The sequence below is a fragment of the Actinocatenispora sera genome, from assembly GCF_018324685.1.
Lineage (GTDB): Bacteria > Actinomycetota > Actinomycetes > Mycobacteriales > Micromonosporaceae > Actinocatenispora > Actinocatenispora sera.
In genome coordinates this window covers 5,073,381-5,098,351 of record NZ_AP023354.1, presented here as the reverse complement: position 1 = coordinate 5,098,351, position 24,971 = coordinate 5,073,381, and the positions used below count along the sequence as shown (strand labels likewise).

At 74.6% G+C, this 24,971-nt stretch carries 19 protein-coding genes; 9 read left to right on the top strand and 10 right to left on the bottom strand.

Annotation, left to right across the window (positions count from 1 at the left end):
• Positions 1-112 precede the first annotated feature (112 nt).
• Genes Asera_RS24130 through Asera_RS24115 form a run of 4 tightly spaced genes read left to right on the top strand, consistent with a single transcriptional unit; the run spans position 113 to position 7,276 of the window.
• Positions 113-1,780: an FGGY-family carbohydrate kinase gene (locus tag Asera_RS24130; RefSeq protein WP_084131991.1), complete on the top strand. Its 1,668-nt coding sequence runs from the start codon at positions 113-115 to the stop codon at positions 1,778-1,780.
• A 45-nt stretch (positions 1,781-1,825) separates the two neighbouring features.
• On the top strand, positions 1,826-3,481 hold the full coding sequence (locus tag Asera_RS24125; protein WP_030447490.1) for a fucose isomerase: 1,656 nt from the start codon (positions 1,826-1,828) through the stop codon (positions 3,479-3,481).
• The gene (locus Asera_RS24120) at positions 3,478-6,279 is read left to right on the top strand and encodes a GH116 family glycosyl-hydrolase (protein ID WP_051802526.1); all 2,802 of its coding nucleotides are present in this window, start codon (positions 3,478-3,480) and stop codon (positions 6,277-6,279) included. The genes Asera_RS24125 and Asera_RS24120 overlap by 4 nt, the downstream gene beginning before the upstream one ends.
• A gap of 7 nt (positions 6,280-6,286) precedes the next feature.
• A complete protein-coding gene (locus Asera_RS24115; RefSeq protein ID WP_030447488.1) occupies positions 6,287-7,276 on the top strand; it encodes a LacI family DNA-binding transcriptional regulator in 990 nt (329 codons plus the stop codon).
• Between the two features lie 52 nt (positions 7,277-7,328).
• Here Asera_RS24115 and Asera_RS24110 read toward each other — a convergent pair whose 3' ends face one another.
• The gene (locus Asera_RS24110; protein ID WP_030447487.1) at positions 7,329-8,309 is read right to left on the bottom strand and encodes a malate dehydrogenase; all 981 of its coding nucleotides are present in this window, start codon (positions 8,307-8,309) and stop codon (positions 7,329-7,331) included.
• Positions 8,310-8,480: 171 nt separating this feature from the next.
• Here Asera_RS24110 and Asera_RS24105 point away from each other — a divergent pair, with 171 nt between their 5' ends.
• Positions 8,481-9,239, top strand: a complete 759-nt coding sequence (locus tag Asera_RS24105) for an SDR family NAD(P)-dependent oxidoreductase (RefSeq protein WP_030447486.1) — start codon at positions 8,481-8,483, stop codon at positions 9,237-9,239.
• 52 nt (positions 9,240-9,291) lie between these two features.
• On the opposite strand, the gene Asera_RS24100 is transcribed toward Asera_RS24105, so the two are convergent.
• On the bottom strand, positions 9,292-10,365 hold the full coding sequence (locus Asera_RS24100) for an ATP-dependent DNA ligase (RefSeq protein ID WP_030447485.1): 1,074 nt from the start codon (positions 10,363-10,365) through the stop codon (positions 9,292-9,294).
• 300 nt (positions 10,366-10,665) lie between these two features.
• Between Asera_RS24100 and Asera_RS24095 the strand changes: the two genes are divergently transcribed.
• Positions 10,666-11,646: an SseB family protein gene (locus Asera_RS24095; RefSeq protein WP_030447484.1), complete on the top strand. Its 981-nt coding sequence runs from the start codon at positions 10,666-10,668 to the stop codon at positions 11,644-11,646.
• Positions 11,643-12,011 carry a hypothetical protein gene (locus Asera_RS24090; protein WP_030447483.1) on the top strand — a complete coding sequence of 123 codons (369 nt, stop codon included), beginning with the start codon at positions 11,643-11,645 and terminating at the stop codon, positions 12,009-12,011. The genes Asera_RS24095 and Asera_RS24090 overlap by 4 nt, the downstream gene beginning before the upstream one ends.
• Before the next feature lie 33 nt (positions 12,012-12,044).
• Here the strand turns inward: Asera_RS24090 and Asera_RS24085 are convergent, their stop codons facing one another.
• From Asera_RS24085 to Asera_RS24070, 4 genes are read right to left on the bottom strand one after another with little or no spacing between them, the layout of a single operon-like run.
• Positions 12,045-12,956, bottom strand: coding sequence for a DNA-3-methyladenine glycosylase family protein (locus tag Asera_RS24085; RefSeq protein ID WP_030447482.1), 912 nt, complete (start codon positions 12,954-12,956; stop codon positions 12,045-12,047).
• Positions 12,953-13,999, bottom strand: a complete 1,047-nt coding sequence (locus Asera_RS24080; protein WP_035297371.1) for a hypothetical protein — start codon at positions 13,997-13,999, stop codon at positions 12,953-12,955. Before Asera_RS24080 ends, Asera_RS24085 begins: the two co-directional genes overlap by 4 nt.
• 39 nt (positions 14,000-14,038) lie before the next feature.
• On the bottom strand, positions 14,039-16,489 hold the full coding sequence (locus Asera_RS24075; protein WP_030447480.1) for an AAA family ATPase: 2,451 nt from the start codon (positions 16,487-16,489) through the stop codon (positions 14,039-14,041).
• Positions 16,489-17,631 (bottom strand): exonuclease SbcCD subunit D, encoded by a 1,143-nt coding sequence (locus tag Asera_RS24070; protein ID WP_030447479.1) that lies wholly within the window; start codon positions 17,629-17,631, stop codon positions 16,489-16,491. The genes Asera_RS24075 and Asera_RS24070 overlap by 1 nt, the downstream gene beginning before the upstream one ends.
• A gap of 226 nt (positions 17,632-17,857) precedes the next feature.
• Between Asera_RS24070 and Asera_RS24065 the strand changes: the two genes are divergently transcribed.
• On the top strand, positions 17,858-18,625 hold the full coding sequence (locus Asera_RS24065) for an ACT domain-containing protein (protein ID WP_051802525.1): 768 nt from the start codon (positions 17,858-17,860) through the stop codon (positions 18,623-18,625).
• 3 nt (positions 18,626-18,628) lie between these two features.
• Here Asera_RS24065 and Asera_RS24060 read toward each other — a convergent pair whose 3' ends face one another.
• Positions 18,629-20,134, bottom strand: coding sequence for an NAD-dependent succinate-semialdehyde dehydrogenase (locus tag Asera_RS24060; RefSeq protein ID WP_051802524.1), 1,506 nt, complete (start codon positions 20,132-20,134; stop codon positions 18,629-18,631).
• Between the two features lie 153 nt (positions 20,135-20,287).
• Here Asera_RS24060 and Asera_RS24055 point away from each other — a divergent pair, with 153 nt between their 5' ends.
• Positions 20,288-21,541, top strand: coding sequence for an aspartate aminotransferase family protein (locus Asera_RS24055; RefSeq protein WP_030447476.1), 1,254 nt, complete (start codon positions 20,288-20,290; stop codon positions 21,539-21,541).
• A 247-nt stretch (positions 21,542-21,788) separates the two neighbouring features.
• On the opposite strand, the gene Asera_RS24050 is transcribed toward Asera_RS24055, so the two are convergent.
• Genes Asera_RS24050 through Asera_RS24040 form a run of 3 tightly spaced genes read right to left on the bottom strand, consistent with a single transcriptional unit; the run spans position 21,789 to position 24,888 of the window.
• Positions 21,789-22,295, bottom strand: a complete 507-nt coding sequence (locus Asera_RS24050) for a DUF3830 family protein (protein ID WP_212804722.1) — start codon at positions 22,293-22,295, stop codon at positions 21,789-21,791.
• A gap of 35 nt (positions 22,296-22,330) precedes the next feature.
• Positions 22,331-23,803 (bottom strand): amidase, encoded by a 1,473-nt coding sequence (locus Asera_RS24045; protein ID WP_084132048.1) that lies wholly within the window; start codon positions 23,801-23,803, stop codon positions 22,331-22,333.
• Positions 23,800-24,888, bottom strand: coding sequence for a D-2-hydroxyacid dehydrogenase (locus Asera_RS24040; protein ID WP_084131989.1), 1,089 nt, complete (start codon positions 24,886-24,888; stop codon positions 23,800-23,802). The genes Asera_RS24045 and Asera_RS24040 overlap by 4 nt, the downstream gene beginning before the upstream one ends.
• Positions 24,889-24,971 lie beyond the last annotated feature (83 nt).

The following is a 24,971-nucleotide window of genomic DNA, read 5'->3' as shown; positions in this document are numbered from 1 at the left end:
CGGGCCGAGCGGCGGCTGGTCGCGCCGGTGACCTCATCGGCGGCCACCCTGCCGCCGGCCCGACGACCAGGCGTGATCAGGCGCGAAATCCGGTGCACCCCAGGGGGAGTCCATGAGCTCGACCCGGCAGCCCGCGGCAACCGACGCCGGACCGGACCGCGCGCCGGCCGGTGTCGCGGTACTCGGCGTCGACATCGGCACCTCCAGCAGCAAGGGCGTGCTGGTGGCCCCCGACGGCCGCATCCTCGCCCGCGCGCAGCGCGACCACGGCGTCGACCGGCCGCGGCCCGGCCACGTGGAGATGGACGGCCGGGTCTGGTGGCGCGAGTTCGTCGAGTTGTGCCGCGAGCTGGCCACCGGCGTACCCGTCGGCGCCGTCGGGGTGAGCGGGATGGGACCGTGCACGCTGCTCGCCGACGCCGCGGGCGAACCGCTGCGGCCCGCCATCCTGTACGGGGTCGACACCCGCGCGCAGTCGCAGATCGCCGAGCTGACGAGGCGGTACGGGGCCGAGGCGATCCTCGAGCGTGCCGGCTCGGCGCTGACCAGCCAGGCGGTCGGGCCGAAGCTGCGCTGGCTGGCCGAGCACGAACCGGACACGGTCGCCGCCGCCCGCCGGCTGTTCATGCCCAGCTCGTACCTCGTCTGGCGGCTCACCGGCGAGTACCTGCTCGACCACCACTCGGCGAGCCAGGCGGTCCCGCTGTACGACACGCGCGGGCACGCCTGGTGGGCGCCGGCCTGGCGCGATCTCGCCGCCGGGATCGAGCCACCGGCGCTGCGCTGGTCGGACGAGATCGCCGGCGCGGTCACCGCCGAGGCGGCCCGGGTCACCGGACTGCCGGCCGGGATCCCGGTGATCACCGGCACCATCGACGCGTGGGCCGAGGCGGTCAGCGTCGACGCGCACCAGCCGGGCGACCTGCTGCTGATGTACGGCACCACGATGTTCCTGATCGACACGCTGGACGCCGGTGCTCCGCCGCTGACCGCGCCGCCGCTGTGGGGCACCGTCGGGGTGTACCGCGGCAGCCGCAACCTGGCTGGCGGGATGGCGACCTCCGGCGCGATCACCGGCTGGCTGCGCGAGCTGGTCGGCGGCGACTTCGGCACCCTCACCGCCGCCGCGGAGGCGTCCGGACCCGGTGCGAACGGCCTGCTGATGCTGCCGTACTTCGCCGGCGAACGCACCCCGGTCGACGACCCCCGGGCCCGCGGCACGCTGACCGGGCTGACCCTGTCGCACACCGCCGGCGACCTGTACCGCGCGGCGCTGGAGGCGACCGCGTTCGGGGTGCGGCACAACATCGAGGCGTTCACCGCCGCCGGCGCCCGGATCGACCGGGTGGTCGCCGTCGGCGGCGGCACCCGCGGCGGGCTGTGGAGCCAGCTCGTCTCCGACGTCACCGGGCTCGCCCAGCAGGTGCACACGCACACCATCGGCGCGAGCTACGGCAGCGCGTACCTCGCCGCCCGGGCGATCGGCGATGCCTCGATCCGGGCGTGGAACCCGGTCGCCGGCACGGTGACCCCGCGCGCCGAGCTGCGCGCCGACTACGACGAGCTGTACCGGCTGTACCTCGAGCTGGCCGCCGGCACCGCACCCGTCGCGCACGCCCTCGCCGACCGCACCACCCGCCGGCTGGACGCCCCGCCTACCCGCGGGGTGGCCACCCCGGCTACCGGCGGGCTGGCCACCCCGGCTACCGGCGGGCGGGGCGACCCGGCCACCGGCGGGCCGGACGAGCGCGGCGCGCGCGATCCTCGACCACCGGGCTGACCGGAGCGGTCCCGCCGCCCGTACCCCTCACAGGAAGGTCCGACCATGACCCGCTACCGCTTCCCGGAGCCCGTGCCCGCGCCCACCGCGGCGCCGCGGACGGTGTACCTGGTCGCCAACGGCGATCTGCGGCCCGCCGCCAACGTCACCTGCTGGCCGGTACAGCGCAGGCTGGAGGCGGACCTTGCCCGCGCGGTGTCCGCGCTGGGCTGGACGATCCGGCGCGCGCACGAGGTGGACGAGGCGGCCGGGCACGGCTTCATCGACAGCCAGCGCCGCGGCATCGAGGTGTTTCGCACCGTACCGCCGGACGCCCCGCTGCTCGTCGCCGAGGCGGTGTGGCAGTACAGCCACCACCTGCTGGCGGGGCTGCGCTCGCACCGCGGCCCGATCCTGGTCGTCGCCAACTGGGACGGTGGGTTTCCGGGGCTGGTCGGGCTGCTGAACCTGACCGCGAGCCTGACCAAGGCCGGGGTGGACCACTCGTCGCTGTGGAGCGCCGACTTCACCGACGACTGGGCGGTGGCCGGACTCAAGGCCTGGCTCGACACCGGGAAGCTGGTGCACCCCACCGACCACGTGCACGACCTACCGGCGCTCGACGACGCCGCCGAGGAGGTACGACTCGGCCGGGCGCTCGCGGCGGATCTGGTGCGGCGCAAGGCGATCATCGGGGTCTTCGACGAGGGCTGCATGGGCATGTACAACGCGATCATCGACGACGAGCTGCTCAACCCGCTCGGCATCTACAAGGAGCGGCTGTCCCAGTCGAGCCTGGTGGCGGAGATGGCGCGGGTCGACGACAGCGAGGCGGACGCGGTCCGCGCCTGGCTGGACGAGGCCGGCCTGCGGTTCCACCTCGGTACCGACGAGGCGACCGAGCTGACCGACGCGCAGGTGCACAGCCAGCTGAAGTTGTACGTCGCGGCGCTGCGCATCGCCGACGACTTCGGCCTGGACGCCGTCGGCATCCAGTACCAGCAGGGGCTGAAGGACACCGTGCCGGCCAGCGACCTGGCCGAGGGGCTGCTGAACAACGTGTCGCGGCCGCCGGTGCGCAGCCGGGACGGCTCCCGCGAGCTGTACCCGGGCGTGCCGCTGCCGCACTTCAACGAGGTGGACGAGGGCGTTGCGGTGGACGCGCTGGTCACCAACCGGATCTGGACGGCGATGCGGCTCGACCCGGCGACCACGCTGCACGACGTGCGCTGGGGCGAGGAGTACGACGGCGAGTTCGTCTGGACGTTCATGATCTCCGGCGCGGTGCCGGCCTCGCACCACGGCGGCTACGACAGGTCGTACAGCAGGCGCCAGCCGCCGATGTTCTTCCCGCTCGGCGGCGGCACCCTGTCCGGCTGCAGCAAGCCCGGCGAGATCGTCTGGTCCCGGGTGTACGTGCACGGCGGCGCGCTGCACGTCGACCTCGGCCGGGCCCACGTGGTGGCGCTGCCGGAGGCGGAGACCACGCGGCGGCTGGCGCTGACCAACCCGGAATGGCCGATCATGCACGCGGTGCTGCACGGCGTGTCCCGCAACCAGTTCATGGCCAAGCACAAGGCGAACCACGTGCAGGTCGCGTACGCGCCGGATGCCGAGACCGCCGACCGGGCGCTGACGGTCAAGGCGGCCCTGTTCGCCGAGTGGGGCGTCACCGTCCACCTGTGCGGCGACGTCCAGCTCGCCGAGGCGGCGGCCCGATGAGCGCCGCCACCGATGCCGGGTACCGGTGCGTGCCGTACGACTCGGCGCAGCGCCCGCACGTCGCCATGCCGCTGGGCGGCATCGGTACCGGCACCGTGGCGATCTGCGCGGACGGCTCGTTGCGCCAGTGGCAGTTGCACAACATCGGCAACCACGCCGGCGCGCTGCCCGGTTCGTTCTTCGCCATCCGCGCCACCTGCTGGGAGCCGCCGCTCGACACGGTGCGGGTGCTGCAGGCGCCGGTACGCCAGTCGACGCGCACGCCGCTGGTCACCGACGACGAGGTCGCCGGCTGGCAGGCCGAACTGCTCGCCCGGCACCCGGGCGTGGCCGCGGTGGAGTTCGGCGGCACGTACCCGTTCGCCCGGCTGGACTACCGCGACCCCGAGCTGCCCCTCGACGTGGCGCTGGAGGCGTTCACCCCGCTGGTGCCGGGCGACGTCGCGGCCAGTTCGATCCCGGCGGCGCTGTTCACCTTCACCCTGACCAACACGGCGGCGTACCCGGTGCACGGCACGCTGGGCGCGGCCGTGCAGAACTGCGTCGGGTGGGACGGGGTGAGCCCGATCGACGGTGTCGACGGCGCCGGCTACGGCGGCAACACCAACCGGCTGTTCCGCGACGCCGGGTGGACCGGTGTCGCGCTGGAGAACCACACCCTGGCACCGGACGCACCGGGCGCCGGGCAGCTGGTCCTCGCCGCCGACGACGCGGCGGCGAGCGCGCTGGTGCAGTGGCGGCACCCGGACGAGTTCCTGACCTTCCTGCGGTCGCGGGCGCTCGCGGACGGCACCGGTCGGCTGGCCAACACCGGCGCGGCGAACCCCGACCCGCAGCGACACGGGCCCGCCGCCGCGCTCGGCGCGAGCGCGCCCGGCCGTACCTGGAACACCGGCCTGGGCGTGGGGTTCCTGCTGGCGCCGGGGGAGCGGCGCACCGTGCGGATCGCGCTGACCTGGCGCTTCGGCAACAGGTACGTCAACTTCGAGCAGTTCGGACCGCCGCGGCCGGAGTGGGGGCTGTCCAGGTTCTGGCTCGGCAACCACTACGCGACCGTCTACCCGGACGCCGTCGCGGCGCTCGATCACGTGCGCGGCGACTGGGACGCGCTGCGCACCGCCTCGCTGTCCTGGCCGGCCACGCTGGCCCGCTCCAGCCTGTCCGACGACGCGGTCACCCAGTTCGCGGCGCAGCTGGCGACCGTGCGCAGCCCCACCTGCTTCCGCGGCGCGGACGGCCGCTTCTACGGCTTCGAGGGGGTACTCGGCGCCTCCACCACCATGTGGTCCGGCGCCCACGGCGGGTCCTGCCCGCTCAACTGCAACCACGTGTGGAACTACGCCCAGACGCTCGCCGCGTTCTTCCCCGAGCTGGAACGCGACATGCGCCGCACCGAGTTCGAGGTGATGCAGGCGCCGGCCGGCTACCTGCCGCACCGGCTGGTCGCGCCCACCTACCTGCGGCAGCTGTGGGACGAGCCGATCGGCGGCCCGGACACCCCGGCGCTGGACGGCATGCTCGGCGCCGTCCTCAAGACCTACCGCGAGTACCGGGCCTTCCCGTCCGGCGAAGCCGGCACTGCCTTCCCGTCCGGCGAAGCCGGCACTGCCTTCCCGTCCGGCGACGCGGCGGCCGGCCTGGACTGGCTTCGCGGGTACTGGCCGAACCTGACCCGGCTGCTCGACCACGTCGAGGAAACCTGGCACACCGACGGATCCGGGATGCTGACCGGGATCCAGCCCAGCACCCACGACATCGACCTGTGCGGCCTGAACACCTTCATGGGTACCTACTGGCTCGCCGCGCTGCGCGCCGCCGAGACGATGGCCGGCCTGGTCGGCGACAACGCGGCCGCCCGCCGTTACCGGGAGCTGTTCGAGGCCGGCAGCGCGGCCTACGACGCGGCGCTGTTCAACGGCGAGTACTACGAGCAGCGGCTGCTGCCCGGCGACCGGCCCGAGTACCAGTGGGTCACCGGCTGCCTGTCCGACCAGCTGATCGGGCAGTGGTGGGCGCACCAGCTCGACCTGGGCCACCTGCTGCCCGCCGAGCACGTACGCACCGCGCTCGCCGCGGTGGTCCGGCACAACCTGCGGCGCGGCTTCGCCGGCTTCGAGCATCCGTACCGGGTGTTCGCCGACGGCGATGACACCGGCCTGCTGGTGTGCAGCTGGCCGCGCGGCGGCCGGCCGCAGGTACCCACCCGGTACGCCGACGAGGTGTGGACCGGTACCGAGTGGCAGGTTGCCGCGCACTGCCTGACCGAGGGCCTGGTCGAGCAGGGCGAGGCGATCCTCGCCGGGCTGTGGGCGCGCTACGACGGGCGCCGGCGCAACCCGTACAACGAGGTCGAGTGCGGCGACCACTACGTCCGGTCGCTGTCGGGCTGGTCGGCCCTGCAGGCGATGAGCGGGCTGCGGCACGACAACGTCGCCGGGGCGTTCGCCTTCCGGCGGCCCGATCCGGCCACGCCGACGCTGCCGTTCCTCACCACCGACGGGTACGGCCTGCTGTCCGCGGGCCCGGATTCGGTGTCGATCGAGTGCACCGGCGGCATCCTGCACCTGCGCGAGCTGCGGCTCACCGGATCGCCGGACGGCGCCGACCGGGTCGGCGGCGCCCCGGCGGGCGGCACCGGACCGGACGGCGACGGGTACGGTATCGCCCTCGACGGGGTCGGGGTCGAGGCGGCCCGGCAGCACGGGCCGGACGGGGTGCGCTACACGTTCGGCGTACCGGTGCGGCTCACCGCGGGCAGCACGTTGACGCTCACCGCGGCGCGACAGGCGAGGGGATGAGACGCCGATGGTGAAGATCGTCGACGTGGCCCGCGAGGCGGGTACGTCGGTCGCCACGGTGTCGCGCGCCCTCAACAACAACGACCGGGTCGATCCGCAGCTCGCGGCGCGGGTGCGGGCCGCGGCCGAGAAGCTCGGGTACCGGCCGAACCACCTGGCGCGCAGCCTGCGCCGGCAGCGCTCCAACCTGTGGCTGCTGATCATCTCCGACATCGAGGTCTCGTTCTTCACCTCGGTGGCGCGCGGGGTGGAGGACATCGCCGTCGCGAACGGCTACTCGGTGGTGCTGTGCAACGCCGACGAGGACGAGACGAAGGAGTCGCAGTACATCCAGCTCGCGGCCGCCGAGCACGCGGCCGGCGTGATCATCTCGCCGCACAGCACCCAGACCCAGATCGACCGGCTCGCCGCCGACTCGATCCCGGTGGTGGTCATCGACCGCAGCATCGCCGCGCCGGTGGACTGGGTGATGGTCGACTCGCGCGGCGGCGCGCTCGCCGCCACCGAACACCTGATCCGGCAGGGCTGGCAGCGACCCGCCTGCGTGACCGGCCCGCGCTCGGCCGAGACGGCAATGCTGCGCCGGCTCGGGTACGAGGACGCGCTGCGGGCGGCGGGCATCCGGACCCGGCGGGTCACCCACCGCAGCTTCCACCTGGATGGCGGCCGGGCCGGCGCGGCGAGCCTGCTCGACCGGGACCGGCCGCCGGACTCGTTCTTCGTCGCGAACGCGGCGCTGGCGCTGGGCGTACTGCAGGAGTTGCACGCGCGGGGGCTGCGGCCGGGCCGCGACGTGGGGCTGATCTGCTTCGACGACGCGCCGTGGGCGCCGTTCATCGACCCGCCGATCTCGGTGGTCGCGCAGCCCGCGTACCGGATCGGTACCCAGGCGGCGACGCTGCTGGTGGACCGGATCGGCGGTACCGCGGATGCCGCGCCGCGCCGAGTGGTGCTCGGCACCGACCTGATCCTGCGGGGCAGCTCGGTCCGCCCGTGACAGACGGCGGCGCCGGCACCCGCTCGGGTACCGGCGCCGGGTGTGGTCTCGCTCAGACCAGGCCGAGCTTGGCGACCGCGTCGCGCTCCTCGGTCAGTTCCCGCACCGAGGCGTCGATGCGGGCCCGGGAGAATTCGTCGATGTCGAGCCCTTGCACGATCTCGTACTTCCCGTCGCGGGCGACGACCGGGAACGAGGAGATCAGCCCCTCGGGCACCCCGTACGACCCGTCCGAGACGACGCCGGCGGAGGTCCAGTCCTCGGTGCCGTGCACCCAGTCGTACACGTGGTCGATGGCGGCGTTCGCGGCCGATGCGGCCGACGACGCGCCGCGCGCCTCGATGATCGCCGCGCCGCGCTTGGCGACGGTCGGGATGAACGTCTCCTCCAGCCAGGCGTGGTCGACCTGCTCGGCCGCGCTGCGCCCGTTGACCTGGGCGTGGAACAGGTCGGGGTACTGGGTGGCGGAGTGGTTGCCCCAGATCGACATCGTGCTGATGTCGGTGACGGAGACGCCGAGCTTGGTGGCGAGCTGGGACAGCGCGCGGTTGTGGTCGAGCCGGGTCATCGCGGTGAACCGCTCGGCCGGCACGTCCGGCGCGTGCTGCTGCGCGATCAGCGCGTTGGTGTTGGCCGGGTTGCCGACCACGAGCACTTTCACGTCGTCCGCGGCGCCGGCGTTGATCGCCTCGCCCTGCGGCTTGAAGATGCCGCCGTTGGCCTCCAGCAGGTCGCCGCGCTCCATGCCCTTGCTGCGCGGCCGGGCACCGACCAGCAGCGCCACGTTCACCCCGTCGAAGGCCTGCTTCGGGTTGTCGGTGATGTCGACGCCGGCGAGCAGCGGGAAGGCGCAGTCGTCGAGCTCCATCGCGGTGCCCTCGGCCGCCTTGACCGCCTGCGGGATCTCCAGCAGCCGCAGCCGCACCGGCGTGTCCGTGCCGAGCAGTTGGCCGGAGGCGATGCGGAACAGCAGGGCGTAACCGATCGCACCGGCCGCTCCGGTGACGGTCACGTTGACAGGCGCCTGCGCCATGTGTGCTCACTCCGTTCGGATGTCAAGTCCGTGTTCAGCGCGGATGCTACTCGCCCGGCAACCCGGCCGAACCGGGCCGTGCGATCACCGTCCGTCCGGTCACCGCGGGCCGTCCGGCGGCTTTCGGCAAATCGCTTGACGTCTCATCATTAGACATCTAACGTTATCGCCATGGGAACCCTGGATGGACGCATCGCACTGGTCACCGGCAGCTCACGGGGCATCGGCGCCGGCATCGCCGCCGAGCTCGCCCGGCAGGGCGCCGCCGTCGCCGTACACGGCAGGGACGGCTCGGCCGTCGCCGACGTGGTGGCGCGGCTGCGGGAGTCGGGCGGCACCGCGCTCGGGGTCACCGGCGACGTGACCCGACTCGACGACATCGAGGCCATCCGGACCCGGATCGAGGCCGAACTCGGCCCGGTGCGGATCCTGGTGGCGAACGCCGGCGGCAGCCCCACCCCACCCACCGTGCTGGAGGACATCACCGAAGAGGACTGGCGGGCCGGCGTCGATGTCAACCTGCTCGCCACGTTCCTGACCCTCAAGTGCTTCCTGCCCGGCATGAAGCAGCGCCGCGAGGGCGACATCGTCACCATCTCGTCCGCCGCCGGTCGGCGGGCCCACCCGCGCTCGCCGATGGCGTACGCCGCGGCCAAGGCCGGCATCGGGCTGCTCACCCAGCAGGTCGCCGCGCAGGCCGGGCCGTACGGGATCCGGGCCAACTGCGTCGCCCCCGAGACGATCATGACCGAGCGCAACCAGCGGATGATCCCGGCCGAGCAGCTCGACATGCTGACCGAGCTGCACCCGCTGCGCCGCCTCGGCACCCCCGACGACGTGGCCCGGGCGGTCGCCTTCCTGGTCGCCGACGGCGCCGACTGGATCACCGGTACGGTGCTGGACGTCGCCGGCGGCGCGGTCATGGTGTGACGCCGCCCGGCGTCCTACCCCGGCACGCACGGTGCGGGCGGGCCGCTGACCGCTACAGCGGCTCGGCGAGCACATCGTTGAGGTCGTAGCGCGCCGGCTCGTCCAGCTGCTCGTACGTGCAGGAGCGCGGGTCGCGGTCCGGCCGCCACCGGACGAACTGGGCGGTGTGCCGGAACCGCACACCCTCCATGTGCTCGTAGCGCACCTCGACCACCCGCTCGGGCCGTAGCGGGACGAACGACAGGTCCTTGCCGCCGGACCACCGGCTGCCCTCCGCGTTGCGGGGGGTACGGGTGCCCTCCTCCTGCTTGGCCCAGGCCCACGGGTGGTCGTCGAAGTCGGTCACCAGCGGCTGCAGCTCGGTGAACAGCTCCGCCCGGCGCGCCATCGGGAACGCGCCGATCACCCCGACGCTCGCCAGCTCGCCGGCGTCGTCGTACAGGCCGAGCAGCAGCGAGCCGATCCGGTCCGGGCCGGACTTGTGCAGCCGGTACCCGGCGACCACGCAGTCCGCGGTCCGCTCGTGCTTGATCTTGAACATGGTCCGCTTGTCCGGCTCGTACCTGCCGGCGAGCCGCTTGGCCACCACGCCGTCCAGCCCGGCGCCCTCGAACTGGTCGAACCAGCGCTGCGCCACCGCCGGCTCGGTGGTCGCGGCGGTGACGTGGATCGGCGCCCGCACGCCCGTCAACGCCGCGCGCAGTGCGGCGCGCCGCTGCTCGAACGGGCGGTCGGTGTAGTCGGTGTCGCCGAGCGCGAGCAGGTCGAACGCGACGAACCGGGCCGGGGTGGTCTCCGACAGCAGCGTCACCCGGCTCTGGGCCGGGTGGATCCGCTGCTGCAGCGCGTCGAAGTCGAGCCGGTCACCGCTCGCGGCCACCAGGATGATCTCCCCGTCGATCACGCAGCGCTCCGGCAGCTGCTCCAGCGCGGCGGCCACGAGCTCGGGGAAGTACCTGGTCATCGGGCGCTCGTTGCGGCTACCGATCTCCACCTCGGCGCCGTCCCGGAAGAAGATCGACCGGAACCCGTCCCACTTCGGCTCGTAGCACAGCTCGCCCTCCGGGATCTGCTTCACGGCCTTCGCCAGCATCGGCGCCACCGGGGGCATCACAGGCAGTCGCATGGCGCCATTGTTCCCGGTCGCGGCGCTCGCCGCGCCCTTCGGCGCCGATCCGGCGTGCCTCGGTGCGAGCGTCGAGACCCGGGTCGTCGGGTCGCGACACTCCCGTCGCGGCGCGATCGGCGCGGCACGGCCGGGTCGCCGGTGGGGCCGGACCGTCCATCCGTGACGGCGGCGCGCGATCGGCACGAGACGGTGTCGCAACCTCGTCGCGCGGCGGGTCGTTGTCCCTGCCGGGGGCCCGACGCCGCGCAGACCGCGGCCGTACGGGCCGGTGCAGCACGAGGCGGGGAGGGGCCGCGGGTGGCCGAGTTCGAGCCGGTGAACGACCTGGAACGGCAGATGCGAGAGGCGCTCGCCGCCGGCGACCAGGAGCAGTACCTGCGGCTGCTGTCCGGCGCCGAGTTGGTGCTGCCGGTCGGCGACGACGACCGGACGGTGTGGCCGACGATGGTCGCCGACGAGCGCACGTTCGTCGCCGCGTACACCTCGCCGGCGGCGATGGCGGTCTCCACCGTCGGCCAGTACGAGCAGGGGCGGCCGGTGCGGTTCCGCGACCTGGTCGACCAGTGGCCCGACCCGGGCTGGTCGCTGGTGGTCGACCCGGGGCTGGTGCTCGCCGCGCACCTGCCGGCGAGCCTGATCCGGCAGATCGCCGGCGGGGAGTTCGGCGTCACCGAGCCGGAGCCACCGGCCGACGAGCCGGCCCACGATCCGTGGGCGCCGGCGGCGGCGCGCGACTGGCCGCCGAACGCCGAGCCGGCCGAGGACGAGCACGACGAGACGACGGTGCCGACCGTGATGCAGAAGGCGGTGCCGCCCAACCAGGTCCGGTTCTACCTGGACAAGGGGTACGACTGGGTGGCCGGCTACGTGCACCGCTGGCAGGACACCGCCGAGTTGGAGACCGTCCCGGACATCGTGCGCAACCTGGGCCTGGGATACCCGGGTTCGCCGTTCGCGGTGACCGACGAGTCGCTGTTCCTGCTGCGCTGGACCGCGTACCGGGCCGAGCTGTACCGCCCGCCGCTCGGCGCGACCGACGACGAGCGGCTCGCCGAGGTGCCGGGCGGCTGGGTGGTGGAGCATCCGCCGTTCGCCGGCGACGGGCAGGTCGCCGGGTCCCGGCTGACCATCCCCGAGTACAAGATCCACAGCATGCGGCTGCCGCACCAGGCGGAGATGTGGCGCATCGACGCCGCCGGCGAACACACCTTCGTCGCGGTGTACGACGCGGACGAGCGGCGCTGGCTGGTCAACCGTGAACTGGTGGGGGAGCAGTGATCCGGGACGGCTACTACGCCCGCTGGCAGGGCGACGAGTTCGACGCCGCGCCGAGCAGCGCCGGCGCCCACCTGTACTCCGAGCGCGCCGACCGGGTCGGCTTCGAGGCGATCACCGCCGGCCGGTACCGCCGGGTCGTGCCGTTCTCCGACCTCGACGAGTTCGGCTACGTGATCACCACCGGCAGCTACCGCGACGAGCCGGTCAAGGTGCTCGCCGAGCACGAGCAGTGGCTGCGCATCGAGTACACCGGCGGTCGGGCACCGCAGGCCGAACGGCTCGGCCTGGACCGGTTCGACCGCGGCGTCTACCAGTCCTGGGTGCCCCGCGACGAGGTCGCCGACCTGCACGAGGAGTACCTCTGAGCCGACCGGCGCGGTCAGGCCGTCGGGGCCCGCTCAGAACCGGGCGAAGGAGCGCAGCGCTGCCCGCGGCGCGCGGCGTGGCTCCTGCACCCCGGCGTGCACCACCAGCCGGATCACCCGGGCCCGGTGCCCGCCGAACGGGGCGAGCAGCTCCAGCATCCGCTGGTCGGTGCCGCGCTGCTCGCCGGCCAGCGCGTACGCCACCTGGTGGGGCACGTGGTAGTCGCCGACGCTGACCGCGTCCGGGTCGCCGTACGCCACCGCCGCCACCTCGGCGGCGGTCCACGGGCCGACCCCGGGGCGGGTCATCAGCAGCCTGCGGGCCTGGTCCGGCGGCTCGTGCACGGTGCACTCCAGCCGGTCGGCGACCGCGGCGAGCCGGCGCAGCGTGTCGGCCCGGCGCTGCTCGATCCCGAGCGGGTGGAACATCCAGTACGGCGCCGCGGCGATCGTCTCGGCGGCCGGCGGCAGCAGCAACGGCACCGGCCCCGGCGCCGGCTCACCGAACCGCCGGACCAGCGCCGCGTACGACCGGGTCGCCTCGATGGTGGTCACCTTCTGCGCCAGCACCACCCGGACCAGCTCGTCGAACACCCGCTCGGTCCGGGCCAGCCGCAGCCCCGGCATCCCGTCGGCGAGCACGGCGACCACCGGATGCTGCCGGGCCAGCGGCAGGAACCCGGCCGGGTCGTCGCGCAGCCCGGCCAGCGCATCCGCGCGCTCCAGCAGCCAGCCGGCGCCCGGCCCGTACCCGGTCGCCGTCACCGCCGGCTGCCGGTACGACAGGTGCACGGTGCCCGGCCCGTCCGGCGTGCGGCTCGCCTTCCACAGCTCGCCACGAGCCAGCCGCGTGGTGGGATCGTGCCGGCCGGTGCGCAGCACGGCGACGGTGCGGCCGAAGTCGTACCGGGCGGGTGCGGCGAGGACGCGGTCGGCCGCGGTCACGCCGTCGTCCTTGCCGGTACGGCGCCCGCCCCGGCCGGTGCCGCCGATGTGCGGGCGGCCGCGGTGCGCAGGCCGCGCAGCAGCAGCCGCGGGTCGCCGAGCAGGCCGCGCAGCCGGCGCTCCAGCCCGGCGATCGGCACCAGGTTCTGCGGCGCCCGCGGGTCCTTGTACGGGGTGGAGGCGAACCGGGGCAGCGTCACCGCGGACAGATCCGCCCAGCCGATCGCGTCCGGCAGCGACCAGTCGGCCGGACACTCCAGCCGGACGATGCCCGACCACGGCGAGCCGATCGGTGCCGAGCGGGTCGGCGCCGAGCTCGCGCCGGCCGGCAGCCGCAGGTACCAGGAGTAGCGGTGCCACTGGCCGCCGAGCAGGAACAGCGGGGTGCGCTGACCCGGCGCGAGCGCGGTGACCACCCGGGTCAGGTCGCCGTCGAGGTACTGCTTGTGGTGCGTCTTGGCGTAGCCGAGGGTGCGCGGCATGCCGGTGCGGCCGCGCAGCGGACCGTCCACCACGAGCAGGTCGTCCTTGCTGCCGGCCTCGGCCCGGACCCGCTGGGAGACCTGCACCTCCAGCTCGTACAACCGGCCCTGCAGCTCCGCGTCGACCTGGCTGGGGTCGTCGCCGACGACCCGGTGCGGCACGTACACCGCGCGGTCGTGGGCGCGCAGCGGCGCCACCGACGGGCCGGGCGCGAACAGCCCGTGCGTCACCGCCGACAGCGCCAGCTCGGCCGCGCCGGCGGCGAGATCGCAGCGCACCGCACCCGCCGCGTACGACGCGCAGACGCCGGGGCGGGCGACCCCCTCGTCGTCCTCCACCCAGACCCGCGCGTCGATCCGGCGGACCCCGTCGACCAGCAGCACCGTGTGCGGGGAGCGGACCTCACCGGGCGGTGTCAGCGGCGCCCAGGCGCCGGTCGGTCGCTCCACCGCGGCGTCGACCGGCGCGCTGCTCGCCGCCGCCGGGCCGGCCGCGCCACCGGCGTCCGCCTCGAAGGACCGCCCGTACGACGGGTCCCAGGCGTCGACGTGCACTCTCACCGCACACCCCCCGCGCTCACCGGCGATCACGCCGCATGCTCATGTGCTCTCCCGGGTGACGTGCGCGCCGCGGGCGTCCTTGCGCACCACGAACCGCACCGGGATCCGCTCGGCCAGCTCGGCCACGTGAGTGACCAGGCCGACCATCCGGTCGCCGTGCGCGGCGAGATTCTCCAGCGTCGCGGCGACGGTGTCCAGGGTGCCCGGGTCGAGGGTGCCGAACCCCTCGTCCAGCATGATCGACTCCAGACTGGTCGCGGTGGTGGACAGCCCGGCGAGCTGCTCGGACAGCGCCAGCGCGAGCGCCAGCGACGCCTGGAACGTCTCCCCGCCGGACAGCGTGCGCACCGCCCGGCGCAGCTCCGCGTCGTGGTGGTCGACGACGAAGAACTCCCCGCCGTCGTAGGCCAGCGAGTACTGCCCGGCGGACAGCTCGCGCAGGATCGTCGAGGCGCCGTCGACGAGCAGGTCCATCGCCTCGGTCAGCAGCCAGCGCTGGAACCGGTCCGCGGCGAGGTGTCCGGCCAGCGCCCGTGCCACCTCGGCGGACCGGACGTGCTCGGCCCGCCGGGCCCGCAGCGCCGCCGACTGCTCGCCGCGCTCGGCCGCGCGCCGGTGCTCGGCCTCGGCCTGCTGCACCGCCAGCGCCGTCACCAGCTGGTACGCCGCCGCGTCGGCGCCCTGCTCGCCCGGGCCGGCGACCCCGCACTCGGCCAGCAGCGCGCCGACCTTGCCGCGAACCGCGTCGGCGGCCGCCGCGGCCCGCTTGGCGGCGGCGAGCCGGTCGGCCCGGGCCGCGCGCCGCTCGTCGGCGGCCGCGGCGCACCAGACGACCAGCGCCGACCATGCGCCGGCCAGGTCGTCCCGGTCGGCGGCCGGTGGGCCGAACCGGGACACCGCGTCCCGTGCCTCGTCGTAGGTCCGCCAGCCGGTGCGTAGCCGCCGGTCGGCGTCGTCGGCCGCCGACCGGGCCCGCTGCAGCTCGCGGCGGGCCTGCGCGACCGCCGTCCGGGCGGCGGCGTGTGCGGCACGCAGCTCGTCCAGCCCCGCCAGCCGGGCGGTGAGTTCGTCCGGCGTGGGTTGGCCGGCCAGCTCGGCGGCGAGCACCTCGACCCGGCCGGCGAGCTGGCTGCGGTGGTGGGTCGCGGCGGTACAGGCACCGGAGCGGTCCCGCGCCGCCCGGTCCGCGGTGTCCCGCGCGGCCCGGGCCTTGCTCGCGGTGTTGCGGGCCGCTGACAACGCGGGCGCGTCGATCGGCGGCGGCAGGGTGTCGACCGGCTGCGCGCACACCGGGCACGGCTCGCCGACGTGCAGCTCGGGCCGCAGCGCCGCCGCGGTCTGCGCGGTCTGGGCGGCGGCAACGGCGGCCTCCGCGGCGGCGAGCGCGGTCTCCGCGGCGGCCAGCCGCCCGGCGGCGGCGTCCCGGTCGGCCGTCAGCATCTCGATCTGGCGGCCGACCTCGGTCAGCTCGGCGGCGAGCCGGTCGTGCTCGCGGTGCCGGTCGAGCAGGACACGCAGGGCTGCCGCGTCGCCGGCCTCCTCCAGCCGGCGTGCCGCCTGCTCCTCGGCGGTCTCGGCGTCGGTGACCGCGGCGAGCGCCGTGCCGACCGCGGCCGCGGCGCGCTCCGCACCGCTTGCAAGTTCGGCGACGCCGGCCGGTGCGGTGACCCCGGCGAGCAGCCGGCCCTCGGCGTCCAGCTCCGCCAGCGCCTCGCGGGCGTCGGCGGCCTGGCGCTCGGCATCGGTCAGCTCCGGCACCCGCGCGGCAACCTGGGCGTCCAGCTCCCGCAGCTGCGCCACCCGCTCGGCCGCCTCGGTGACCGCCTGCTCGGTCGCGTCGGACAGGTCGGCGAGCAGCGCCTCGGCCGCCCGGACGTCGCTGTCGGCCTCCTTGGCGGCGAGCCGGGCCCGCTCCGCGACCCGCTGGTAGACCCGCAGCCCCAGCAGGTTGACCAGGATCTCCTGCCGCTTCGCCGGCTTGGCGTGCAGGAACTCGGCGAACTCGCCCTGCGGCAGCACCACGCAGGTGGTGAACTGCTCGTACGGCATGCCGACCGTGGCGGCGACCGCCTCGACCATCTCCGACGGCGTGCCGGCGAGCACCTCGCCGAGCTCGTCTCGCCCGGTGTCGTCCAAGGTGGACAGATCGAGGCCGGCGGGCAGCCGCTCCAGCCCGGCCCGGACGGTGTTCACCTTGCCGCGGGCGCTGCGTCGCAACACCCGGGTCGCCACGTAGCGCACGCCGGCGGACTCGAACACCAGCCGCACCCGGGCCTCGGACGCCGACGGGGACAGCGCGTTCTCCACCGAACGCAGGTGGTCCCAGCGCGGGACGGTGCCGTACAGCGCGAAGCAGATCGCATCCAGGACCGTCGACTTGCCCGAACCGGTCGGGCCGAGCAGCACGAAGAACTCAGCGCCGGTGAAGTCGATCGTGGTCTCGTCCCGGAACACCGTGAAGCCGGCCACGTCCAGCCGGACCGGGCGCATCAGCCCACCTCCTCGTGCAGCCGGTCGAACAGCTCGCGCACCGCGGCGTCGTCGTGGCCGACCTCGGTCAGGTAGTCGGCGAACAGCCGGCGCGGGCTCTGCCCGGCCCGGCCGACCCGCTGGGCGGTGCCGCCCACCTGCGCCAGCAGCTCCGGGTCGATGCGCACCTCCAGCGCGCCGGGCAGCAGCTCCTGCACCCGCTCGCGCAGCCCGGCCCGCGGCTTCTCCCGCACGTACACCCGCAGCCAGGTGTCGTCGTCGACGCTCAGCGCGGCCAGCTCGTCCAGCGTGCCGGTGACCGTGCGCAGCCGGCGGGCCGAGGTGATCGGCACCGGGCGCACGGTGGCCGGCGTGCCCGGGGACGCCTGCACGATCAGCACCCCGGGGGAGTTGTCCTGCTCGCCGAAGTCGATCGCGAGCGGGCTGCCCGAGTAGTGCACCGGGCACGGACCGGGCACCGCCTGCTGTCGGTGCAGGTGGCCGAGCGCCACGTAGTGCGCCGAGCTGGGGAACAGGGTGGCGGGCACCGCGTACGCCTGGATGGTGTGCGCCTCGCGCTCGCCGCCACCGGCGGTCGCGCCCACCACGGTCAGGTGCCCGGTGATCAGGTTGACCGAGTCGGCCCGGAACGAGCCGGTCAGCGCGTCCAGCAGCCGGCTCAGGTGGTCGGCGTAGGTCTGGTTCGCCTCCGCGCCGGTGAGCTGGAACATCTCACTCGCCCGCACCGCGTAGCGCTGCGAGACGAACGGCAGCGCCACCAGCGTGAAGTCCTCGCCGCCGGCCGTCGTGCCGGTCACCACCGGGTCGTCGGCCGAGCGGATCGTGCCGCGCAGCGCGATGCCGGCCGCGTCCGCCCAGCCGCGCAGCGCGTCGAGCGCCGCGCCGTTGTCGTGGTTGCCGGCGACCGCCACCACCTGCGCGCCGGTGCGCCGCAGCGCGGTCAGCGCGCGCACCACCACCCGGGTCGCCTCCGGGCTCGGCGCCGCCGTCTCGTACAGGTCACCGGCGACGATCACCAGGTCGGGTCGCTCCGCCTCGGCGATGCGCACCAGCTCGGCGAGCACCCGGATGTGCTCGTCGATGCGTGGACGTCCCTTGAGCACCTTTCCGACGTGCCAGTCGGAGGTGTGCAGGATCTTCACGGCCACAGCCCCCCTCGCGGCTCCGGTACCGGCTTCCGGCACCAGCACTGTAGGCCCACCCACCGACACGGCCGGGCAGGCATGCCGGGGTGTGCGCCGGACCGTGTTCCCGCCAGCACCCACCGCCACCGCTCGCGTCTGGCCGGCCGATGCCGGACATCGCTCGGCAACACACCGGCAACAGCCGTCGGCCACACTCCGTACCGGAGACGGAGCGGAGGACGAGATGCTGGTACGGGTGCGGGTCGTGCTGCCCGACTCGCCCGGGTCGCTGGGCCGGCTGGCCTGGACGCTGGGCGTGATCGGCGCCGACATCCTGCAGGTCGGCGTGCTGGAGACCGGCTCGGGCCGGGCCATCGACGAACTGTCGCTGCGGCTCGGGTCGCTGACCGTCGAGCAGCTCACCGAGCGGGTCGAGACGATCCCGGGGGTACGGGTGCTCGCGGCCTGGCGGCCCCGGGAGATGGCGCCCGCGGCCGGGCTCGCGGTACTGGGGCAGCTCGCCGCCGACCCGCCGCGGGCCGCCGCGACGCTGGTGGACGCGGTACCCGACCTGTTCGGTGCCGACTGGGCCGCGGTGGTGAGCACCGGTGCGACGCCGACGACGGTACTGACCAGCGTGCGAGCGCCGGTCGCGCCCGCGCTCGGCCCGATCAGCCCGGCCCGGCCCCGCGCCTACCCGCTGGCGGACGGTACCCGGGCGGCGCTGGCCCCGCTGACCGACGACGCGGTGCTGGTCGTGGCGCGCACCACCGGGCCGGCGTTCCACCGCACCGAGATCGACCGCCTCGACCAGCTGGCCCGAGCCGCCGCCGCGGTGCTCGCCGGCACCGGCGCGCCGCTGGGCCCCGCCGCCGGCACCGGCGCGCCGCCGGCCCCGGCCATGGGCAGCGGGCCGTCCTCGTCCCCGGCTGCCGGCGCGTCGTCGGCGCCCGCGGACACCGGCGCCGGCCCGTCGACTCCGGTCGCGGGCCGGCTGGACCGCGCCGGGTGACCCTCAGGGCGCCGGGATCGCCACGTACTTGGTCTCCAGGAACTCGTCGATACCAACCCGGCCGCCCTCCCGGCCGAGGCCGGACTGCTTCACCCCGCCGAACGGCGCGGCCGGGTTGGACACCACGCCCTTGTTCAGCCCGATCATGCCGGCGTCCAGCCGCTCGGCGAGCCGCAGCGACCGGGCCAGGTCGCGGGTGTACACGTACGACACCAGGCCGTACTCGGTGTCGTTGGCGGCGGTGATCGCCTCGTCCTCGGTGTCGAACGCCGAGATCGCGGCCACCGGGCCGAAGATCTCCTCGCGCCCGATCCGCGCGCCGGCCGGCACCCCGGTCAGCACGGTCGCCGGGTAGAACGTGCCCGGCCCGTCGAGCGCGGTACCGCCGGTCAGCACGGTCGCGCCGCCGGCGACGGCGTCCGCGACCAGCTCGGTGACCTTGTCCCGGCCGGCGGCGTCGATCAGCGGGCCGACCACCACCCCCGGTTCGGTGCCGCGGCCCATCTTCAGCGCGGCCATCCGCTCGGCGAGCCGGCGGGCGAACTCGTCGGCCACCCCGCGCTGCACCAGGAACCGGTTCGCCGCGGTGCACGCCTCGCCGATGTTGCGCATCTTGGCCGCCATCGCCCCCTCGACCGCGGCGTCCAGGTCGGCGTCGTCGAACACCAGGAACGGTGCGTTGCCGCCGAGCTCCATCGAGGTGCGCAGCACCTTGTCCGCGGCCTGCGCCAGCAGCAGCCGGCCGACCTGGGTGGAGCCGGTGAACGACAGCTTGCGGGCCCGGCCGTCGCGCAGCATCGGCTCGACCACCTCGCCCGGGCGGCTGGTGGTCACCACGTTGAGCACCCCGTCCGGTAGCCCGGCCTGCGCCAGGATGTCGGCGAGTGCCAGCGCGCACAGCGGGGTCTGCTCGGCCGGCTTGAGCACCATGGTGCAGCCGGCGGCGATCGCCGGGCCGATCTTGCGGGTGCCCATGGCCATCGGGAAGTTCCACGGGGTGACGAGCACGCACGGGCCGACCGGCTGGTGCAGCACCAGGAACCGGCTGGCCCCGTCCGGCGCGGTCGCGTACCCACCGTCGATGCGGACCGCCTCCTCGGCGAACCAACGGAAGAACTCGGCCGCGTAGGCGATCTCGCCGGCTGCCTCGGCGAGTGGCTTGCCCATCTCCATCGTCATCAGCAGCGCCAGCTCGTTGCTCCGGTCGACCAGCAGCTGGTACGCCCGGCGCAGGATCTCGCTGCGCTCTCGCGGCGGGGTGGCCTGCCAGGCGGCCTGCGCCTCGTGGGCGGCGGTGAGCGCGTCCAGCGCGTCGTCCCGGCCGGCGTCGGCGACCTCGCAGAGCACGTCGCCGGTGGCCGGATCCAGTACCGGGAAGCGGGCGCCGCCGGCGGCGGGCAGCCAGCGCCCGGCGATGAACAGCTCGCCGGGCACCGCGGCAAGCACCTCCCGTTCGCGCTCGGTGAGGGCGTGCGCGGTCGTCTGCGGGGTGATGGTGCTGCCTGTCATCGCTTTCGCCCTTCGTCGTCGCGGTGTGCGCGCGTCGACCACTGCCGGATCTGCCCGACCGGTTGCCGACGGCGCGTCCGGGGACCATGCTAGGCGGCAGAGGGATTGTCGACAATCCAACGATACGCTCGTCGGCTCGTTCGGGAGGAACTCATGGCGCACCTGTCACCGCTGCTCAAGCAGGCCACCCCGGTGCTCGTCGACCGGGCCGAGGGCGTCCGGGTGTTCGACCCGGACGGCCGCGGCTTCCTCGACTTCACCGCGGGCATCGGCGTCACCAGCACCGGCCACTGTCACCCGCGCGTGGTGGCGGCGGTGCGCGAGCAGGCCGGCCGGCTCATCCACGGGCAGTACACGACCGTCATGCACCGGCCGCTGCTGGAGCTCACCGAGCGGCTCGGCACCGTGCTGCCGGCCGGGCTGGACGCGCTGTTCTACGCCAACTCCGGCTCCGAGGCGGTGGAGGCCGCGCTGCGGCTGGCCCGGCAGGCCACCGGGCGGCCCAACATCGTGGTGTTCGACGGTTCGTTCCACGGCCGCACCATCGGTGCGGCGTCGCTGACCCGCTCCGGGACCCGGTTCTCCGCCGGGTTCGCGCCGCTGATGGCCGGCGTGCACACCGCCCCGTTCCCGTACGCGTACCACTACGGGTGGGACGAGGACACGGCCACCGACTTCGCCCTGCGCGAGCTGGACTACCTGTTCGCCACCGGTACGGCACCCAACGACACCGCGGCGATCTTCGTCGAGCCGGTGCTCGGCGAGGGCGGGTACGTGCCGGCGAACGAGCGGTTCCTCGCGGGCGTGCGCGAACGCGCCGACCGGTACGGGATCGTGCTGGTGCTCGACGAGGTGCAGACCGGGTTCGGCCGCACCGGGCGGTACTGGGGGCACGAGCACTTCGGGATCCGGCCCGACGTGCAGGTCATCGCGAAGGGGCTGGCGAGCGGGTTCCCGCTGTCGGGCATCGCCGCGTCGGAAGAGCTGATGACGAAGGCCTGGCCTGGCTCGCAGGGTGGCACCTACGGGGGCAACGCGGTGGCCTGCGCCGCCGCGCTCGCCACCCTGTCGGTGATCGAGGACGAGAAGCTCGTCGACAACGCCGCCGAGCAGGGCCGCCGGCTGATCGACGGCGCCCGCAAGGTGGCGGCCGCGCATCCGGTGATCGGCGACGTGCGCGGGTTGGGGCTGATGGTCGGCAGCGAGTTCACCACCGCCGACGGTGAACCGGACACCGCCACCGCCCAGCGCGCCCAGCAGGCCGCGGCGGCGCGCGGCCTGCTGCTGCTGACCTGCGGCGCCTACTCCAACGTGGTCCGGATGATCCCGCCGCTGGTGGTCACCGCCGACGAGATCGACGAGGCGCTGGAGCTGTGGTCCGCGGCCGTCACGGACGCGACCAGCTGACGATCGCCGTCCGTGGCCGGCGCGTACCGGCCACGGACGGCGACCTATCGTTCTTCCAGGCGGCGGAACCGACCTACCGGTCGTCCAGGCGGCGGAACCGACCTACCGGTCGTCCAGGCGGCGGAACCGACCTACCGGTCGTCCAGGCGGCGGAACCGACCTACCGGTCGTCCAGGCGGCGGAACCGACCTACCGGTCGTCCAGGCGGCGGAACCGACCTACCGGTCGTCCAGGCGGCGGAACCGACCTACCGGTCGTCCAGGCGGCGGAACTGGAGGCGTTCTCCCTCGACGCCGCGCAGCCACATGTCCTGCGCGGCCTCGGCCATCGCCGGCAGGCCCTGCTCGACGGTGGCGAACACCGATCCCGGCACGAACCCGCGGTCGCCGTTGATCAGCAGGTTGTTGCGACCGTAGAACAGCGCCAGGTCGATCACCTGCGGGCCGCCGTGTGCCGCGCTGCCGGCGTCGTAGCCGTACGCCGGGGAGCCGATCTCGGTGCCCTCGAAGGCGAAGAAGCACACGTCACCGGGCAGTGGCGTCACCGTCGGATGCTCCATCGGCGGGCTGGTCGCGAGCGCCGGCAGCAGTGCGTAGATCTCGTTCCGGGCGTACTTGGCGTGGTACGCCGGGCCGTCCACCGGCAGCGCGTCCCACACCGCGGCGCAGGTCGCCGGCGCCTCGGCGTCCAGCAACCGGGCCACGCACACCGCGCCCCGCTTGGCCAGGCTGATCTCCACGAACCGCGCCATCATCGCCACCTCTCGTCGATGGATACCTGAAACGCCGGTCAGCCGGCGTCGGGTGCCGTCAGCGGCCACGGGCGGACCGCCTCCAGCGCGCGGCACACCGCCAGTACCAGGTCGTCGGAGTGCCGCGGCCCGACCACCTGCAGCCCCACCGGCCGGCCGTCGGCGGTCAGCCCGACCGGAACGGTCGCGGCCGGCTGGCCGGTGAGGTTGAACGGATAGCTGAACGGTGTCCACTGCGGCCATCGGGTCCACTCGCCACCGGGCGGCACGTCGTGCCCGGCCTCGAACGCCGGAACCGGCACCGTCGGGGTGAGCAGCACGTCGTAGCTCTCGTGGAACACGCCGAGCGTCACGCCGAGCACGTTGCGGGCGTCGAGCGCGGTCTGGTAGGCCTCCAACGACAGCCGGCCGCCGGCCTCGCCGAGCCGGCGCAGACCCGGGTCGAGCTGCTCGCGGCGCTCGGGGGGAACGGCCGCGACGGCGTGCGCGGCCCCGGCCGACCAGAGCGTCTCGAACACCTCGAGTGGGTCGTCGAAGCCGGGGTCGGCGAGCTCCACCCGCAGCCCCACCTCGACCGACAGCGCGTCCACCGCCTGCTCGACCAGGTCGGTGACCTCGGTGTCCACCTCCGCATGCCCGAGCGTGGCGCTGTACGCGGCGACCAGCCCGCGCACCGGCCGGCGCACCGCCTCCCGGTACGAGCCGACCGGCGGGGCGAGCGCGGCCGGGTCGCGCGAGTCGCGCAGCGACAGCACGTCCAGCGCGAGCGCCACGTCGTCGACCGACCGGGCCATCGGCCCGACGTGCGACAGCAGCCCGAACGGGCTCGCCGGCCAGGCCGGCACCCGCCCGTACGTCGGCTTGAACCCGACGATCCCGCAGAACGCGGCGGGGATCCGGATCGAGCCGCCGCCGTCGGTACCGATCGCGAGCGCGCACAGGCCGGCCGCCGCCGCCGCGGCACTTCCGCCGCTGGAGCCGCCCGGGGTCCGGTCCGGCGCCCACGGGTTGCGGGTCACCCCGGTCAGCGGGCTGTCGGTCACCCCCTTCCAGCCGAACTCCGGCGTGGTGGTCTTGCCGACGAGCACCGCGCCGTGTTCGCGCAGCCGTGCGGTGGCCGGCGAGTCGTCCGGCCACGGCTGGTCCGGCTCGATCGTGCGCGAGCCGCGGCGGGTCGGCGCGCCGGCGAGCAGCAACAGATCCTTCACCGCCACGGGTACGCCGTCCAGCAGCCCGATCGGATTGCCCTGCCCCCACCGCTGCTCGGCCAGTTCGGCCTGGTCCAGCGCGCCGTCCGCGTCGACCAGGCAGTACGCGTTGAGTTCGGGGTCGCGCTTCTCGATCCGGCGCAGCGTCGCGGTGGTCACCGCCACCGGCGACAGCTCACCGGTGGAGTACCCGGCGACCAGCTCGGACGCCGTACGGGCGAGCACGTCCTCGGCGGCCAGTCCGGCCGGGGTGGGCCCGGCCGGGTCGGCGCCGGACGGGTTGGCACGGGACGGTTCGGTCATGTCCGGGTCCATGTCGGGAGCCCTTCCTGTCCGGGGCCGTCGGCGGCCGCCTCGCCCGCCCGACGGCCGGCCCCAGCCGGCTCGGTGGCACGGCTGGGCACGTAGCCGAGATGCTTGTCGACGACATTCTGCAGTGGCTGCCCCTGCCGCCACCGGTCGAAGTTCGCCACGAACAGCCGCGCAAGCTCCTCGAGCGAGCCGACGAAGTCGCCCGCCATGTGCGGCGAGACGAGCAGCCCCGGCAGCGTCCACAGTGCAGAGTCCGCCGGCAGCGGCTCGGTGTCGAACACGTCGAGCGCGGCGCCGGCGATCGCGCCGGACCGCAGCGCCGCGACCAGGTCGTCGGTGCGCACCAGCGCGCTACGGCCGACGTTGATCAGCCGCGCGCCGGGCCGCATCGTGGCCAGCGCGGCGGCGTCGATCATCCCGGTGGTCTGCGCGGTCAGCGGCGCGGCGAGCACCACGAAGTCGGCGTCGGGCAGCACGCCGAGCAGGTCGGCGGCGGCGTGCACGGTCCCGAGGTCGGGGTCGTCGCGGCGGGCGCTGCGCCCGACACCGCAGACCCGCAGCCCGGCCGCCGACAGCAGCCGGGCGATCGCGCGGCCGATCGGACCGGTACCGACGACCAGGGCGCTACGCCCCGCGATCGTCTCGGTCTCGCGGTGCCGCCAGTCGCGCCGGCGCTGCGCGTCCAGGGTGGCGGGCAGGTCCTTGGCGTAGGCGAGCACGAGGCCGAGCACGTACTCGGCGATCGCGGCGTCGAACACGCCGCGGGAGTTGGTGAGCACGGTGTCGCCGTTGCGCAGCGCATCGAAGGCGAGGCTGTCCACACCGGCGCTGGCGATGTGCACCCAGCCCGGCACGGCGTCGGGCGCCGGCCAGGCGGCCGGCACCGCGCGGGAGGCGAAGTCCCAGACGAACAGCACGTCGGCGCCGGGCAGTTCGGCGGCCAGCCGGTCGGCCGGCACGTACCGCACGTCGGCGGCGCGCTCCACCGGGGCCAGGCCGGGCGGCCGGCCGGCTCCGCAGAGCACGACCACCCGAGGAGGCACCCGAGCGAGCGACGAATCGGCTGGTCGAACCATATTGACACGGTAGAAACGGATCGTATGATTGTCAACAATCCGCGGATCAGCCCCGGAGGACTGTGCTGCGCGTTCGGGGGTCG

Excerpts from the sequence above, each read along its gene's own strand:
- Asera_RS24130 (WP_084131991.1), top strand. The coding sequence starts at position 113 with ATGAGCTCGACCCGGCAGCCCGCGGCAACCGACGCCGGACCGGACCGC.
- Asera_RS24125 (WP_030447490.1), top strand. The coding sequence starts at position 1,826 with ATGACCCGCTACCGCTTCCCGGAGCCCGTGCCCGCGCCCACCGCGGCG.
- Asera_RS24120 (WP_051802526.1), top strand. The coding sequence starts at position 3,478 with ATGAGCGCCGCCACCGATGCCGGGTACCGGTGCGTGCCGTACGACTCG.
- Asera_RS24115 (WP_030447488.1), top strand. The coding sequence starts at position 6,287 with ATGGTGAAGATCGTCGACGTGGCCCGCGAGGCGGGTACGTCGGTCGCC.
- Asera_RS24110 (WP_030447487.1), bottom strand. The coding sequence starts at position 8,309 with ATGGCGCAGGCGCCTGTCAACGTGACCGTCACCGGAGCGGCCGGTGCG.
- Asera_RS24105 (WP_030447486.1), top strand. The coding sequence starts at position 8,481 with ATGGGAACCCTGGATGGACGCATCGCACTGGTCACCGGCAGCTCACGG.
- Asera_RS24100 (WP_030447485.1), bottom strand. The coding sequence starts at position 10,365 with ATGCGACTGCCTGTGATGCCCCCGGTGGCGCCGATGCTGGCGAAGGCC.
- Asera_RS24075 (WP_030447480.1), bottom strand. The coding sequence starts at position 16,489 with ATGCGCCCGGTCCGGCTGGACGTGGCCGGCTTCACGGTGTTCCGGGAC.
- Asera_RS24065 (WP_051802525.1), top strand. The coding sequence starts at position 17,858 with ATGCTGGTACGGGTGCGGGTCGTGCTGCCCGACTCGCCCGGGTCGCTG.
- Asera_RS24060 (WP_051802524.1), bottom strand. The coding sequence starts at position 20,134 with ATGACAGGCAGCACCATCACCCCGCAGACGACCGCGCACGCCCTCACC.
- Asera_RS24055 (WP_030447476.1), top strand. The coding sequence starts at position 20,288 with ATGGCGCACCTGTCACCGCTGCTCAAGCAGGCCACCCCGGTGCTCGTC.
- Asera_RS24050 (WP_212804722.1), bottom strand. The coding sequence starts at position 22,295 with ATGATGGCGCGGTTCGTGGAGATCAGCCTGGCCAAGCGGGGCGCGGTG.
- Asera_RS24045 (WP_084132048.1), bottom strand. The coding sequence starts at position 23,803 with ATGACCGAACCGTCCCGTGCCAACCCGTCCGGCGCCGACCCGGCCGGG.
- Asera_RS24040 (WP_084131989.1), bottom strand. The coding sequence starts at position 24,888 with ATGGTTCGACCAGCCGATTCGTCGCTCGCTCGGGTGCCTCCTCGGGTG.